The sequence below is a fragment of the Streptomyces albireticuli genome (genome assembly GCF_021228125.1).
Classification (GTDB): domain Bacteria; phylum Actinomycetota; class Actinomycetes; order Streptomycetales; family Streptomycetaceae; genus Streptomyces; species Streptomyces albireticuli.
In genome coordinates, this window is record NZ_JAJQQS010000004.1 from 348126 (window position 1) to 362324 (window position 14199).

Annotated in this window: 12 protein-coding genes; 3 read left to right on the forward strand and 9 right to left on the reverse strand. The window is 72.7% G+C overall.

Annotated elements, in window-relative coordinates:
- Window positions 1–109 precede the first annotated feature (109 nt).
- On the reverse strand, window positions 110–874 hold the full coding sequence (locus tag LUZ64_RS09945; RefSeq protein ID WP_095583957.1) for an IclR family transcriptional regulator: 765 nt from the start codon (window positions 872–874) through the stop codon (window positions 110–112).
- 395 nt (window positions 875–1269) lie between these two features.
- On the opposite strand from LUZ64_RS09945, the gene metH reads away from it, so the two are divergent.
- A complete protein-coding gene (gene metH, locus LUZ64_RS09950; protein WP_095583956.1) occupies window positions 1270–4779 on the forward strand; it encodes a methionine synthase in 3510 nt (1169 codons plus the stop codon).
- On the opposite strand, the gene LUZ64_RS09955 is transcribed toward metH, so the two are convergent.
- Window positions 4766–5425 carry a TetR/AcrR family transcriptional regulator gene (locus LUZ64_RS09955; RefSeq protein WP_095583955.1) on the reverse strand — a complete coding sequence of 220 codons (660 nt, stop codon included), beginning with the start codon at window positions 5423–5425 and terminating at the stop codon, window positions 4766–4768. The two genes, metH and LUZ64_RS09955, sit on opposite strands and share 14 nt — an antisense overlap.
- Window positions 5426–5554: 129 nt before the next feature.
- Here LUZ64_RS09955 and LUZ64_RS09960 point away from each other — a divergent pair, with 129 nt between their 5' ends.
- Window positions 5555–5779: a hypothetical protein gene (locus LUZ64_RS09960; RefSeq protein WP_095583954.1), complete on the forward strand. Its 225-nt coding sequence runs from the start codon at window positions 5555–5557 to the stop codon at window positions 5777–5779.
- Between the two features lie 169 nt (window positions 5780–5948).
- On the opposite strand, the gene LUZ64_RS09965 is transcribed toward LUZ64_RS09960, so the two are convergent.
- The 5 genes from LUZ64_RS09965 to LUZ64_RS09985 form a co-directional block, all read right to left on the reverse strand.
- A complete protein-coding gene (locus tag LUZ64_RS09965; RefSeq protein WP_095583953.1) occupies window positions 5949–6908 on the reverse strand; it encodes an SMP-30/gluconolactonase/LRE family protein in 960 nt (319 codons plus the stop codon).
- 211 nt (window positions 6909–7119) lie between these two features.
- A complete protein-coding gene (gene mshC / locus LUZ64_RS09970; RefSeq protein ID WP_095583952.1) occupies window positions 7120–8349 on the reverse strand; it encodes a cysteine--1-D-myo-inosityl 2-amino-2-deoxy-alpha-D-glucopyranoside ligase in 1230 nt (409 codons plus the stop codon).
- A 124-nt stretch (window positions 8350–8473) separates the two neighbouring features.
- Window positions 8474–9382 carry an SCO1664 family protein gene (locus LUZ64_RS09975; RefSeq protein ID WP_095583951.1) on the reverse strand — a complete coding sequence of 303 codons (909 nt, stop codon included), beginning with the start codon at window positions 9380–9382 and terminating at the stop codon, window positions 8474–8476.
- Window positions 9346–9936: a DUF3090 domain-containing protein gene (locus LUZ64_RS09980; protein WP_095583950.1), complete on the reverse strand. Its 591-nt coding sequence runs from the start codon at window positions 9934–9936 to the stop codon at window positions 9346–9348. The genes LUZ64_RS09975 and LUZ64_RS09980 overlap by 37 nt, the downstream gene beginning before the upstream one ends.
- Window positions 9937–10049: 113 nt before the next feature.
- The gene (locus LUZ64_RS09985) at window positions 10050–10754 is read right to left on the reverse strand and encodes a histidine phosphatase family protein (protein ID WP_095583949.1); all 705 of its coding nucleotides are present in this window, start codon (window positions 10752–10754) and stop codon (window positions 10050–10052) included.
- 146 nt (window positions 10755–10900) lie between these two features.
- On the opposite strand from LUZ64_RS09985, the gene corA reads away from it, so the two are divergent.
- Complete coding sequence (gene corA, locus LUZ64_RS09990) at window positions 10901–11893, forward strand: magnesium/cobalt transporter CorA (RefSeq protein WP_095583948.1); 993 nt, start codon at window positions 10901–10903, stop codon at window positions 11891–11893.
- Window positions 11894–12016: 123 nt separating this feature from the next.
- On the opposite strand, the gene LUZ64_RS09995 is transcribed toward corA, so the two are convergent.
- Together LUZ64_RS09995 and LUZ64_RS10000 are read right to left on the reverse strand one after the other, a co-directional pair.
- On the reverse strand, window positions 12017–12805 hold the full coding sequence (locus LUZ64_RS09995) for a hypothetical protein (RefSeq protein WP_095579137.1): 789 nt from the start codon (window positions 12803–12805) through the stop codon (window positions 12017–12019).
- A gap of 291 nt (window positions 12806–13096) precedes the next feature.
- Entirely contained in the window at window positions 13097–14146 is a 1050-nt protein-coding gene (locus LUZ64_RS10000) for an LLM class F420-dependent oxidoreductase (RefSeq protein ID WP_095579138.1), read from the reverse strand.
- Window positions 14147–14199 lie beyond the last annotated feature (53 nt).

A 14199-nucleotide genomic window follows, 5' to 3' on the forward strand; every position in this document is an offset into this window, starting at 1 on the left:
GAAAGTAGACGATCGATACCCGGCAGTAACCGAACCGCGACCTGGGATCTTGTCCAGAGGTGTGACGGACGGGACAGAGCGGCGGCCGGCACCATGTGCCGGCTCGCGCTCAGAAGCGACCGGCGCCGAGGTCCCGGGAGACGGCGCGCGCGCAGTCCCGTACGGCCGCGACCAGCTGCGCCCGCAGCTCGCCGGCCTCGCAGACGCGCTCCACGGCGCCGGTGACGCCCACCGCGCCGACCGGCATCCGCCGCCGGTCGTAGATGGGGGAGGCGACGGAGGCGACGCCCTCCCAGGTCTCCTCGACGTCGGACGCCCAGCCGCGGGCCCGGGTCAGGTCCAGGATCCCCTCGAAGTCGGCCAGGCCGGTGACGGTGCGGGGCGTGAACGCCTCGCGCTCGGCCTCGGCGGCCTCGCTGTGCGCCACGGGGTCGTAGGCGGAGAGGACCTTGCCGAGCGCGGTGCTGTGCAGCGGCTGCATCGCGCCGACCTCCAGCACCTGCCGGCTGTCGTCCGGCCGGAAGACGTGGTGGATGATCAGCACGCCCTGCTGGTGGAGCACGCCCAGATAGACGCTCTCGCCGCTCGACCGGGCGAGGTCGTCCGCCCAGACCAGGGCGCGGGCGCGGAGCTCGTGCACGTCCAGGTAGCTGTTGCCCAGGCGCAGCAGCTCGGCGCCGAGCTGGTAGCGCCCGGACGCGGGGTCCTGCTCGACGAAGCCCTCCTGCTGGAGTGTCCGCAGGATGCCGTGTGCGGTGCCCTTCGCCAGCCCCAGCGCGGAGGCCACGTCGGACAGACCCAGCCGTCGCTCTCCCCCTGCGAGCAGCCGCAGCATCGCCGCCGCTCGTTCGAGCGACTGGATGGTCCGTGCCATCGTGCAACCTCCTCCAATGCCGTTCGGCAATGCTGAACACTATCGGCCGATGCCGACCGAGAGATAGCTGAGCGCGGGCCTTTTCATGATCGCCGAGTGATCGCCGGGGCGGGCACTTGCCCTGGTCACACCCCTGACGGAGGCCCCACGGGCCCCGCGCGGAGGCCGCCCGGCCCCCTCGCGAGCCCCGAACGGGCCCTGGGCCGAAGGGAGGTGGACCCTCCACCCGACGGAGTAACGGCCGACCTGACCAAGTGCGTGATCAAGTCCTGGGCGGGCCGTATCAAGCGGTGGGACACCCGTCCATTTCCCTGACCCGGGGGCTAGGCTTGCGGCGTGCGTCCTCCACCGGAGGGCGCAAAGCCGACAGCCGTCGCAACCCCGGGAGCACTTCCATGGCCTCGTTCACGCCATCGACCGCCAGCACCGCCCGAGCCTCCGAACTGCGGGAGGCGCTCGCCTCCCGGGTCGTCGTGGCCGACGGGGCCATGGGCACGATGCTCCAGGCGCAGGACCCCAGCATGGAGGACTTCCAGCAGCTGGAGGGCTGCAACGAGATCCTCAACGCCACCCGCCCCGACATCGTGCGCTCGGTCCACGAGGAGTACTTCGCGGTCGGTGTGGACTGTGTGGAGACCAACACCTTCGGCGCGAACCTCGCCGCGCTGGGCGAGTACGAGGTGGCCGACCGGATCTTCGAGCTGTCCGAGGCGGGCGCGCGGATCGCCCGCGAGGTGGCGGACGAGTTCGCCGCCGGCGACGGCCGGACGCGCTGGGTCCTCGGCTCGGTCGGCCCGGGCACCAAGCTGCCCACGCTGGGGCACACCTCGTACGACCTGCTGCGCGACGCCTACCAGCAGAACGTCGAGGGCCTGGTCGCGGGCGGCGCGGACGCGATCCTGGTGGAGACCACCCAGGACCTGCTCCAGACCAAGGCCTCCGTGATCGGCGCCCGGCGGGCGCTCCGGGCGGCCGGCGCCGACCTGCCGCTGCTGGTGCAGGTCACCGTCGAGACCACCGGCACCATGCTCCTCGGCTCGGAGATCGGCGCCGCGCTCACCGCGCTGGAGCCGCTGGGCATCGACATGATCGGCCTCAACTGCGCCACCGGCCCGGCCGAGATGAGCGAGCACCTGCGCTACCTCTCCCGGCACGCCCGTACGCGCGTCTCCGCGATGCCCAACGCGGGCCTGCCGGTGCTCGGCAAGAACGGCGCCCACTACCCGCTCACCCCGGGTGAACTGGCGGACGCCCATGAGACGTTCGTCCGGGAGTACGGGCTGTCGCTGGTCGGCGGCTGCTGCGGCACGACCCCGGAGCACCTGCGGCAGGTCGTCGAGCGGGTCCGCGGGATGAGCCCGACGGAGCGCAGCCCGCGCCCCGAGCCCGGCGCCGCCTCGCTCTACCAGACCGTGCCGTTCCGGCAGGACACCTCCTACCTGGCGATCGGTGAGCGCACCAACGCCAACGGCTCGAAGAAGTTCCGCGAGGCCATGCTGGAGGCCCGCTGGGACGACTGCGTGGAGATGGCCCGCGACCAGATCCGCGAGGGCGCGCACATGCTGGACCTGTGCGTGGACTACGTCGGCCGGGACGGCGTCGCGGACATGAAGGAGCTGGCCGGCCGGTTCGCCACCGCCTCGACGCTGCCCATCGTGCTGGACTCCACCGAGCTGGAGGTGATCCGGGCCGGGCTGGAGAAGCTGGGCGGCCGGGCCGTGATCAACTCCGTGAACTACGAGGACGGGGACGGCCCCGAGTCGCGGTTCGCGAAGGTGACGGCGCTGGCGGCCGAGCACGGCGCGGCGCTGATCGCGCTGACCATCGACGAGGAGGGGCAGGCCCGTACCCCCGAGCACAAGGTGGCCATCGCCGAGCGGCTCATCGCCGATCTGACGGGAAACTGGGGCATCCGTGAGTGCGACATCCTCATCGACGCCCTGACCTTCACGATCTGCACCGGCCAGGAGGAGTCCCGCAAGGACGGCATCGCCACCATCGAGGCGATCCGCGAGCTCAAGCGCCGCCACCCGGACGTGCAGACCACGCTGGGTCTGTCCAACATCTCCTTCGGCCTCAACCCGGCCGCGCGCGTGGTGCTCAACTCCGTCTTCCTGGACGAGTGCGTCAAGGCGGGCCTGGACTCGGCGATCGTGCACGCCAGCAAGATCCTGCCGATCGCCCGTCTGGAGGAGGAGCAGGTAAAGGTCGCCCTCGACCTGATCTACGACCGGCGCGCCGAGGGCTACGACCCCCTCCAGCGGCTCATGGAGCTCTTCGAGGGCGTCAACATGAAGTCGATGAAGGCGGGGAAGGCCGAGGAGCTCCTGGCCCTGCCGCTGGACGAGCGGCTCCAGCGCCGCATCATCGACGGCGAGAAGAACGGCCTGGAGGCCGATCTCGACGAGGCGCTCCGGGAGCGTCCCGCGCTGGACATCGTCAACGACACCCTGCTGGAGGGCATGAAGGTCGTCGGCGAGCTGTTCGGCTCGGGCCAGATGCAGCTGCCGTTCGTGCTCCAGTCGGCCGAGGTGATGAAGTCGGCGGTGGCCCATCTGGAGCCGCACATGGAGAAGAGCGACGCGGAGGGCAAGGGCACGATCGTGCTCGCGACCGTCCGGGGCGACGTCCACGACATCGGCAAGAACCTCGTCGACATCATCCTCTCCAACAACGGCTACAACGTCGTCAACCTCGGCATCAAGCAGCCGGTCTCGGCGATCGTGGAGGCCGCGGAGGAGCACCGCGCCGATGTGATCGGCATGTCCGGGCTCCTGGTGAAGTCCACCGTGATCATGAAGGAGAACCTGGAGGAGCTCAACCAGCGCAAGCTGGCGGCCGACTACCCGGTGATCCTCGGCGGTGCCGCGCTGACGAGGGCGTACGTCGAGCAGGACCTGCACGAGATCTACGAGGGCGAGGTCCGCTACGCCCGGGACGCGTTCGAGGGCCTGCGCCTGATGGACGCGCTGATCGCCGTCAAGCGCGGGGTGCCCGGCGCGGCCCTGCCGGAGCTCAAGCAGCGGCGGGTCCCCAAGCGGGCGGTGGCCGCGGTGGTGGAGGAGGAAGAGCCGAAGGGCTCGGTCCGCTCGGACGTCTCGGTCGACAACCCGGTGCCGGCCCCGCCGTTCTGGGGCACCCGGGTGGTCAAGGGCATCCAGCTCAAGGAGTACGCCTCCTGGCTGGACGAGGGCGCGCTCTTCAAGGGCCAGTGGGGGCTGAAGCAGGCCCGCGCGGGCGGCCCGACGTACGAGGAGCTGGTGGAGACCGAGGGCCGTCCCCACCTGCGCGGCTGGCTGGAGAAGCTGCACACGGGGAACCTCCTGGAGGCCGCCGTCGTCTACGGCTACTTCCCGTGCGTCTCCAAGGGCGACGACCTGATCCTGCTCCACGAGGACGGCACCGAGCGCACCCGCTTCACCTTCCCCCGCCAGCGGCGCGGCCGCCGGCTGTGCCTCGCGGACTTCTTCCGCCCGGAGGAGTCCGGCGAGACGGACGTCGTCGGCCTCCAGGTCGTCACGGTCGGCTCCCGCATCGGCGAGGCCACGGCCGAGCTCTTCGCGGCCGACGCCTACCGCGACTACCTGGAGCTGCACGGGCTCTCGGTCCAGCTGGCCGAGGCCCTCGCCGAGTACTGGCACGCCCGGGTCCGCGCCGAGCTCGGCTTCGGCGGCGAGGACCCGTCGGACGTCGAGGACATGTTCGCCCTCAAGTACCGCGGCGCCCGCTTCTCACTCGGCTACGGCGCCTGCCCCGATCTGGAGGACCGCGCGAAGATCGCGGCCCTGCTGGAGCCGGAGCGGATCGGCGTCCACCTGTCGGAGGAGTTCCAGCTGCACCCGGAGCAGTCGACGGACGCGATCGTCATCCACCACCCGGAGGCGAAGTACTTCAACGCGCGGTGACGTCGCCCGCCCGGCCGCCCGGGGGGTGGCCGGGCCGGTCGTAGCCGACGCCGACGAAGAGCCGGTTCAGCTGGTGGTCGACCAGGGCGACCGCCTCCTCCGGTGTGCGCTGCCCCAGAAGGACGCTGGTCTGCAGGCCGTCCGTCGCCGCCAGCAGGAGCTCCGCCTCCGGGCGCGGGTCGAGGTCGGCGGGGACCTCGCCGCGCTCCTGGCCCCAGGCGATCAGGCCCGCGACCAGTCGCTCCAGCTCGGGCGGTGCGTCGCGGGCGACCGCGCCCAGCTTCTCGTCGTTCAGGAAGCGGACGAAGTAGGCCACGTACACCAGCTGGCGGGTGCGCCGCTCCTCGTCCAGGGGGAGCAGTTCCAGCAGGACGCCGCGCACGGTGCCGCGTGAGGTGGGCGCCTCCTCCGCGGCCTCCACGCGCTCCTTGGCGCGCCGTTCGGCGTCGGCGTTGAGGATCTCCAGCGAGGTGAGCAGCAGGCCGTCGCGGTTGCCGAAGTAGTACTGGACCAGCCGTACGGAGACGCCGGCCTCGGCGGCGACCTGGCGCAGGGTCACGTCCTCCAGGCCGCTCCGGGAGGCCAGCCGCCAGACGGCTTCGGCGATCTGGCGGCGCCGCTGGTCGTGATCGGCCTGTCGGGGCATGCATTCCTCACTCACCGCGCCGCCGCTCCCCCGTGCAGCGCGGCGACGAATATCGCTCAGTGTTATGGTTCGATCGTATCAACGGGCTCGGGGGCGGGCGGCCCCCGCAACACGAACGGGGTGTGTGTCATGAAGTACACCATCGTGCAGATCGCCGGCGCGGTCCTGCTGGTACTGGGCGCCCAGGGCGTCATCCGGCTGCTGATCGACCACGACAACGGCGGGCTGCTCGGCTGGGTCCCGGGCGGCTTCGCGGTCCGGCTCGCCTGTTACGTGGTGGCCGGCGCGGCGGGCGCGCTGCTCGCCGGATGGGCGGAGGGCCGCGCGAAGAAGGAGCGCGGCGAGCGCGCGTGACCCGGCGCCGCGGCCGGCCCGGCGGCCGGTGACGGTTTCCCCGGCCCCGCCCGTTCCGCCCCGGCCGGGGGCCCGGACCCGCCCCGGCCGGGGGCCCGGACCCGCCCCGGCCGGGGGCCCGGACCCGCCCCGGCCGGGGGCCCGGACCGGCACCGGCCGGCGACGGCGGCTACTTCACCCGCGGCACCGCCACGGCGTCGTACTCCGTGTCCGGCTTCGGCTCCTCGGTGAAGCGGGAGTTGGGGAGGTAGAGCCGGTCGCGGAAGGCGGCCACGGTGGTCGGGATCCGGAAGCGCGGGTCGGTGATCCTGGCCACGGCGCGGCCGCGCAGGCCGGTGGAGTCCAGGTGGAAGACGTCGACGGCGTTCTGGATCTGCTGGACGACGTAGAGCGTGCGCCCGATGAGCAGGGCGCCGTCCCCGTCGGGGAGCTTCTTGCCGCCGAGGTCGACACGGCGGGCGTCCCCGGTGCGCGGGTCCACGCGGAAGAGCGTGCCGCCGTCCGCGAAGACGTTGATGACGAGCAGCGCGGAGCCGTCCGGGGTGCGCTCGATGCCGTTGGTGGTGAAGCCGTTGTCCGGGGCTTCCTTCCACTCGCCCTTCAGCGGCAGGGTGACGATGTCGCGGGCGTGCGGCAGCTCGCCGCGCGGGCCGAACGGCAGCCCGTAGAGCTGGGACCGGGTGGAGTCGCTGAACCAGGCGGCGCCGGGGGTGAGCACCACGTCGTTGATAACCGTGGGCGCCGCGCCCACCTCGTACGTGGCGAGGGTGCGGCCGGCGCGGCCGTCGACCACGCGCAGCCGCCGGGTGGGGCCGCCGGCCAGGAAGAGCCGGCCGCGCCGGTCCGACTTGAGGCCGATGGTGGGGGTGTCACCGCCTGTGGTGACGACCCTGCCGCGCCCCGTGGCCAGGCTCGCGCGGTAGAGCGAGCCACCGCCGAGCGAGCCGAACCAGGCGTACGGCCCGGGGCCGATCGTGATTCCCTCGGGCCGGAAGCCGTCGGGCAGCGGGAAGCGGGTGGGCCAGGGGGCCTGGGCGCGGGCCGGCGACGCCAGAGGTCCTGCGACTGCCGTCGCGCCGAGCGCCGCGCCGGCCCCGAGCAGTCTTCGGCGTGCGAGGGAACCTGCCATGGTGTGCGTCCTTCCGAGGCGTGGAGGTGACCGGGATCACGGAAGCACAGCCCTACCCGCCGAGCCCGCCCCACACGCGGATCCGGACGGACGAAAGGGGGCGCTCCCCGGTGGAGAGCGCCCCCTGAAGGAGCGGTGCGCGACCGCCCGTGACCGGGCTCCGCCGGTCCGCGGCCGGATCACGGCCCCGGCCGGTGGACGACCGGTATCGCTACAGCGCGACGCCGAGCAGCGCGTCCGCGGTGCGGGAGACGAGGCCGGGCGCGCCCTCGTCCGTACCGCCGTCGGCGGTCTGGGCGGCGGCCCAGCGGTCGATGGCGGCCAGCGCCCGCGGTGCGTCGAGGTCGTCCGCGAGGGCCTCGCGGACCTCCTCGACCAGGGCCTCGGCGGACGGGCCGTCGGGACGGGAGACGGCGGCGCGCCAGCGGGCGAGGCGCTCGACGGCCTCGCTCAGGACCGCGTCCGTCCACTCCCAGTCGGCGCGGTAGTGGTGCGCCAGCAGGGCCAGCCGGATCGCGGCGGGGTCGACGCCGTCACGGCGCAGCTTGGAGATGAAGACGAGGTTGCCGCGCGACTTGGACATCTTCTCGCCGTCGAGGGCGACCATGCCGGCGTGGACGTACGTCTTGGCGAACGGGTGCTCGCCGGTGAGCGCCTGGGCGTGCGAGGCGCCCATCTCGTGGTGCGGGAAGACGAGGTCGCTGCCGCCGCCCTGGACGTCGAAGCCCATGCCGAGGTGGTCGAGGGCGATGGCGACGCACTCGATGTGCCAGCCGGGGCGGCCGGGGCCGAGCGAGGCGCCGTCCCAGCTGGGCTCGCCCGGGCGGGCGGACATCCACAGCATGGGGTCGAGGGGGTTCTTCTTGCCGGGGCGGTCGGGGTCGCCGCCGCGCTCGGCGGAGAGCAGCCGCATCGCCTCGGCGTCGAGGCCGGAGACCTCGCCGAAGGAGGGGTCGGCGGCGACGGAGAAGTAGACGTCGCCCTCGAGCTCGTAGGCGGCTCCGGCGGAGAGCAGGCGCTCCACCAGGGGGACGATCTTCGGTATCGACTCCACGGCGCCCACGTAGTGCCGGGGCGGGAGCATCCGCAGGGCGGTCATGTCCTCGCGGAAGAGGGTGGTCTCGCGCTCCGCGAGCGCGGTCCAGTCCTCGCCGTCACGCACGGCCCGCTCCAGCAGCGGGTCGTCGATGTCCGTGACGTTCTGGACGTAGTGAACCTGCCGCTTGGTGTCGAGCCACACGCGCTGCACGAGGTCGAACGCGTTGTAGGTCGCCGCGTGTCCCATGTGGGTGGCGTCGTACGGCGTGATGCCGCAGACGTAGATACGGGCGACGGGGCCGGGGACGAGGGTCACCCGTCCACCGGTCGCGGTGTCGTGGATCCGGAGGTCGCGGCCACTGCCAGGCAGGGCGGGTACCTCAGAAGCGGGCCAGGCATGCATGTTCAGAAGCGTAACCGGACGGGTGTTCCGGATACGAACCGGACCGGGGTGTTGGCCGAACAGGCCCTCTTGCGCACGCCCGGCCGGTGTGCAACAACTCTTTTCCGGTGCGGCCCGGCGCGGATCAGACCGGTGGCCAGGGAATAGCCGGCCACTGACCGCTGGGCTCACGGTGCCGTCCGGTCCGCAGCAGGTCCGCGACACGCGCACGGAGCGCGTGGATTTCGGCCGGTGTGATGAGCTCCGCCAACCGGGCGGCGAGGGGGCGGCCGTCGGCCAGGTCGGCCGAAAGTCGCCGAAGGGCGTCGAGGGCCTCCTCCGTCAGCGGCTCGCCCGCCCAGCCCCACAGCAGGGTGCGCAGCTTGTCGTCCGCGTTGAAGGTCACACCGTGGTCGATGGCATAGATCCGGCCGTCGGCGGCGGGCAGCAGATGGCCGCCCTTGCGGTCACCGTTGTTGATCACCGCGTCGAGCACGGCGAGCCGCCGCAGGCGGACGTCGTCCGCGTGGACGAGCAGCGCGGTGCGCTCCTCCCCCGGGCCGCCCACCTCGGCGAAGCCCACGGCCTTCCAACCCTCGCCGGGCTCGTCACCGTCGACCAGGGCGAGCAGCGGGCCTTCCCCGGAGGGCTCCGCCGGTCCCTCCGGCCCCGCGCCCATGCCGTCCGCCGCGCCGGTCGTGCCCTCGGTGCCCTCGGCACCCTCCGAGGCCTCGATCCACAGCTGGCACATGCCCTCCCCGTACGGGCCGTCCCGCAGCACCGTGGGCGGGACCAGGCCCCAGCCCATGGCCTCGGACAGCTCGTACGCCGCGACCTCGCGCCGGGCGAGCGTCCCGTCGGGGAAGTCCCACAGGGGGCGCTCCCCGGCCACCGGCTTATAGACGCAGGCGGCGCTCACCCCGTCGTACTCGACCGTGCAGTACAGGACGGCGTTGGACGCCCCGCGGACCTGCCCGCGTACCGTCAGCTCACCCTTGGCGAGCAGCTCCTGCGGGCTCACGCTCCGCGTCGGTATCCGTTCTGGCGCGGACATACGTGTCCTTCCGGGTCGAGCGGCAGGCTGCACAGGGGGCACGGCGGGCGGCCGGCGTTGACGACCTCCAGGGCGCGCTTGGCGAAGGCCCGCGCCATGGTGCCGGTGAGCCGCACGCGCAGCATCGGCGGACCGTTCGTCTCGTCCTGGAGCAGCCGCTCCTCGGCCTCGACCAGGTCCTCGTCGGTGTCCGCCGCCAGCTCGACGAGGGCCTGCGCCTCCACGATCATGCGCTGCCCGTCGCCGTCCCAGGCCAGGGCCATGGTGCCGACCCTGAACTCCTCCTCGACGGGGGTCTCCAGGGGGCCGGTGTCGGCGAGCTCGGCGGGGGCCACGGCGGGCACCGCCGCATTGCCGCCGGTGCGCCGGACCACCTCGTCGAGCAGCTCGTCGATCCGCTCGGCGAGCGCTTCTACCTGGGCCTTCTCCAGGGCGACGCTGGTGGTACGGGCACCCGCGGAGGCCTGGAGGAAGAAAGTACGGCGACCCGGCAGCCCGACCGTACCGGCGACGAAACGGTCCGGCGGGTCATAGAGGAACACCTGACGGGACAACGTCCTGCTCCATTTGCTTCGGTGGTGGAGTGGTGCGGAAGTGACTGTTCCGGATGCTGCTCACGCGCGGGGAGGCGGACGGAGCCGCGTCACCACCCTACTGCGCGGGGCGATCACGGTGCTCCCGCCCCGCCTCCCACGACGCCGTCCGCCTCGGACCCCTCGGCGGGGGCCGCCGGTTCCGTGTGCGGGGCGAGGCCGCGCAGCTCTCCGGTGTCGCCGAGGCGCAGCAGGAAGGGCCGCAGCCGGGTGTAGCGGATGGCGGTGACCGAACAGGGGTCGACGGCGATCCGCTGGAACAGGTCGAGGTGCAGGCCGAGGGCGTCGGCGACGAGCGACTTCACGATGTCGCCGTGCGAGCACATGACGTAGACGGCGTCGGCGCCGTGCTCCTCCTCGATCCGGGCGTTCCACTCGCGCACGGCGTCCACGGCGCGCGCCTGCATGGCGCGTACGGACTCGCCGCCGGGGAAGGCGGCCGCGGCGGGGTGCCGCTGGACGACCTCCCACAGCGGCTCGTCGACCAGCTCGGCGATCTTGCGGCCGGACCAGTCGCCGTAGTGGCACTCCCCGATGCGCTCGTCCGTGTGCAGGGGCAGGTCCGGGCGGGCGGCGAGGAGGGGCGCCAGGGTCTCCCGGCAGCGTTGCAGGGGGCTGGTGACGGCGGCGGCCAGGGGGAGCCCCGCCAGCCGGTCGGGGAGGGCGGCCGCCTGGGCGGTGCCGCGCTCGTCCAGGGCGACGCCGGGGGTCCAGCCGGCGAGCACGCCCCCGGTGTTGGCGGTGGACCGGCCGTGCCTGACAAGGATCAGCGTGGGCATGGCCGCCAGCCTACGTCGGGGCCGCCCGGCCCGTCCCGGCCGGTGCCGGACCGGGCTCCGGGGACGGGTGCCGGAGCCCGCTCCGCGCCGTTCCGTACCCTTCCGGTGGCCACCGCGCGGTGTACTCGGGGCCGATCGGCGGCAGAATGCCCTGCGTGATCGTGGACTGCGCTATCTACCGGGACGGACGCCGCACCGAGGGCCCCGCCGACTTCTCCGACGCGCTGGACGAGGCACGGGCCGACGGCCACTCGTTCCTGTGGATCGGGCTGCACGAGCCCACGGAGAAGGAATTCGAGCTGGTCACCAGCGAGTTCGGGCTGCACCCGCTGGCCGTGGAGGACGCGCTGAAGGCCCACCAGCGGCCGAAGCTGGAGGTGTACGACGACTCGCTGTTCGTCGTCCTGAAGCCGGTCGTCTACGACGACGCCGCGGACACGGTCACCACCGGTGAGCTCATGCTCTTCCTCGGCGACTCCTTCGTGGTGACCGTCCGGCACGGCGAGGGCGCCCCGCTCGCCGAGGTGCGCCGACGGCTGGAGGAGGACCCGGAGGTCCTGCGGCACGGGCCGTCGGCAGTGGTGTACGCGGTGAGCGACGCGGTCGTGGACCACTACATCGAGGTGGCCGCCGAGCTCCAGGTCGACCTGGAGGAGTTGGAGGCGGAGGTGTTCGCGCCGGTGGGCGGCGACACCCGGAACACCGCCTCGCGGATCTACTCCTTCAAGCGGCAGGTGATGGAGTTCCGGCGGGCCTCGTGGCCGCTGACCGACCCGATGGCACGGCTTTCGGGGGCGGGTGTGCCGTTCGTACCGGAACCCGCGCGGCCGTTCTTCCGGGACGTGGGCGACCACCTGACGCGGGCGAACGAGTCCGTGGACGGCCTGGACCGGCTGCTGACGGACATACTGTCGGCCCACCTCGCGCAGATGGGCGTCCAGCAGAACGACGACATGCGCAAGATCTCCGCGTGGGCGGCGATGGCCGCGGTGCCGACGATGATCGCCGGCGTCTACGGGATGAACTTCGACCACATGCCGGAGCTGCGCCAGCCGTGGGGCTATCCGGCGGCCGTGCTGCTGATGGCGGGCCTGGTGTTCTGGCTGCACCGCTACTTCAAGGGGCGCGGCTGGTTGTGAGGCGGGGACGGGCGGGGGAACGGGCGGGGCGGGCGCCCGGGACCGGGGGCGCCCCTGTCTTTCGTACTCCCGGCTTCCGGCTTCCGGCTTCCGGCTTCCGGCTTCCGGCTTCCGGCTTCCGGCTCAGGCGAACTCGGCCGCCGAGGTGGCGGGTCCGCCCAGCGGGTCGCGGCGCGCCGGCGGGCTCAGGGTGACCATCCGGCGCCAGCCGAAGAGCCGCTCGCGGAGGTAGACCGTCCGGATGCCCAGGGACAGCGCGAGGGTCTTCGGCCCGGACCAGCCGAGGAGGGCGCCCATACGGGCCGTCACGGCCAGGCTGACGTCCCGGTGGACGCGGATCTCGGCGCGGGCGCTCTCCCGCAGGACGGCCCGGATGGTCCGGCCGTGTCCGGCGCGGGCGAGCCGGAGCAGTTCCTCGTGGCAGTACGCGAGGTGGTTGTCCTCGTCGTGCGAGATCATCCTGATCGCCTTGCCGACCTCGGGGTGCTCGCCGAAGTGAGTGGTGAGCATCCGCATCTGGTCCGCGGCGCGCTGCTCGGTGACGCGGCTGTGCGCGAGGTAGACCACGATGTCCCGCTCGGTCAGCGGGTCGTCGCCGCGCAGCAGGGCATGGGCGAGGCCGATGCCACCGCGCTCCAGGAGCATCGTGTAGTCGGTCTCGGGCGGCACCGGTACGGGGTCGAGGCCGCGCCTGCGCAGCAGGGCGTTGAAGATCCGCCCGTGCTTGTCCTCGTCCGCGCCGTGCCGGGCGATCTTCGGAGCGAGCGCGTGCTGGGTGCCGGGGACGAGCGCGGCGATCCTGCCGTTCTCCCAGCCGCCCTGCGCCTCGCCGCTGGCGGCGATGGAGCAGAAGAGCCGGTACGACTCGTCGTTGTCGAGGATCTCCTGGAACAGGCTCCTGGCCGAGAGCACGGGCGTCACCTCCCTGCGTCCGCGGCACGGGTCGCACGTGTCCGACGTGCGTCGACGTGTGTCCGCGTGTATCCGCGTGCCCCGCGAGGTGAAAGTCAAGTGGCCCGGGGGCGGGTCGGCAACAGGAGGTGACGGCCGCTGGGCCGAACGGGTGGGACCCGGCTGGTGCGGTTCGCACGGGATTCCGGTGCGGCGGCGCGTAACCCCGTGCGCGTACGGGCGTTGTGCTCTGTACCGGCCGTGGCGGGGAAGACACCCCGAGCCCCCACCACGGCCGCAGGTTTCCCTCCGCTACGCCAGGCCGGCGCGCTCCATCGCCTCGACGCCGGCCCGCAGGGCCGCGATCCGCTCGTCCAGGGTGAAGCCGGCGGGCAGCAGCGACAGCGTGGTGACGCCCGCGTCCGCGTAGGCCTGCATCCGGTCGGCGATGCGCTCCACGGGGCCGAGCAGTGTGGTGGAGTCGATCAGCTCGCGCGGTACGGCCGCGGCGGCGCCGACCTTGTCGCCGGCCAGGTACTTCTCCTGGATCTCGGCGGCGGCCTTCTCGTAGCCCATGCGCTGGGCGAGCTTGTTGTAGAAGTTCTGCTTGGCGCTGCCCATGCCGCCGACGTAGAGGGCGGTGTGCGGGCGGAAGATGTCGGCGAGCGCGCCGACGTCGTCGCCGACCGCGATGGAGACGCTCGGCACGAGGTCGAAGCCGTCGAGGTCCTTGCCGATCTTCTCGCGGCCCGCGCGGATCGCGCCGAGCGTGGTCTCCTCGGCGTGCTCCGGGGCGAAGAAGACGACGAGGGCGCCGTCGGCGATCTCGCCGGTCTGCTCCAGGTTCTTCGGGCCGATGGCGGCGATGTAGAGCGGGATGCGCTCGCGCACGGGGTGGACGGTCAGCTTGATGGGCTTGCCGGGACCGCCGGGGAGCGGCAGGGTCCAGTGGTCACCGGCGTGGGTGACGCGCTCGCGGGACATCGCCTTGCGGACGATCTCCACGTACTCACGGGTGCGGGCGAGCGGCTTGTCGAACTTCACGCCGTACCAGCCCTCGGAGACCTGCGGGCCGGAGACGCCGAGGCCGAGCCGGAAGCGGCCGCCGGAGAGGGAGTCCAGGGTGGCCGCGGTCATCGCCGTCATCGTGGGCGTACGGGCGGGGATCTGGAAGATGGCCGAGCCGATGTCGATCCGCTCGGTCTGCGCCGCGACCCAGGACAGCACGGTGGGGGCGTCCGAGCCGTACGCCTCGGCGGCCCAGCAGACCGAGTAGCCCAGCCGGTCGGCCTCGCGGGCGACCGCGAGGTTGTCGGCGTCCATCCCGGCGCCCCAGTAGCCGAGGTTGATTCCGAGCCTCATTCGCCCCATGCCGACTCCCCTTACTGATCAGTAACGTCGTTGTCCCGGGGACT

Coding starts and splice junctions, on each gene's coding strand:
- LUZ64_RS09945 (WP_095583957.1), bottom strand. CDS start 874: ATGGCACGGACCATCCAGTCGCTCGAACGAGCGGCGGCGATGCTGCGG.
- metH (WP_095583956.1), top strand. CDS start 1,270: ATGGCCTCGTTCACGCCATCGACCGCCAGCACCGCCCGAGCCTCCGAA.
- LUZ64_RS09955 (WP_095583955.1), bottom strand. CDS start 5,425: ATGCCCCGACAGGCCGATCACGACCAGCGGCGCCGCCAGATCGCCGAA.
- LUZ64_RS09960 (WP_095583954.1), top strand. CDS start 5,555: ATGAAGTACACCATCGTGCAGATCGCCGGCGCGGTCCTGCTGGTACTG.
- LUZ64_RS09965 (WP_095583953.1), bottom strand. CDS start 6,908: ATGGCAGGTTCCCTCGCACGCCGAAGACTGCTCGGGGCCGGCGCGGCG.
- mshC (WP_095583952.1), bottom strand. CDS start 8,349: ATGCATGCCTGGCCCGCTTCTGAGGTACCCGCCCTGCCTGGCAGTGGC.
- LUZ64_RS09975 (WP_095583951.1), bottom strand. CDS start 9,382: ATGTCCGCGCCAGAACGGATACCGACGCGGAGCGTGAGCCCGCAGGAG.
- LUZ64_RS09985 (WP_095583949.1), bottom strand. CDS start 10,754: ATGCCCACGCTGATCCTTGTCAGGCACGGCCGGTCCACCGCCAACACC.
- corA (WP_095583948.1), top strand. CDS start 10,901: ATGCCCTGCGTGATCGTGGACTGCGCTATCTACCGGGACGGACGCCGC.
- LUZ64_RS10000 (WP_095579138.1), bottom strand. CDS start 14,146: ATGAGGCTCGGAATCAACCTCGGCTACTGGGGCGCCGGGATGGACGCC.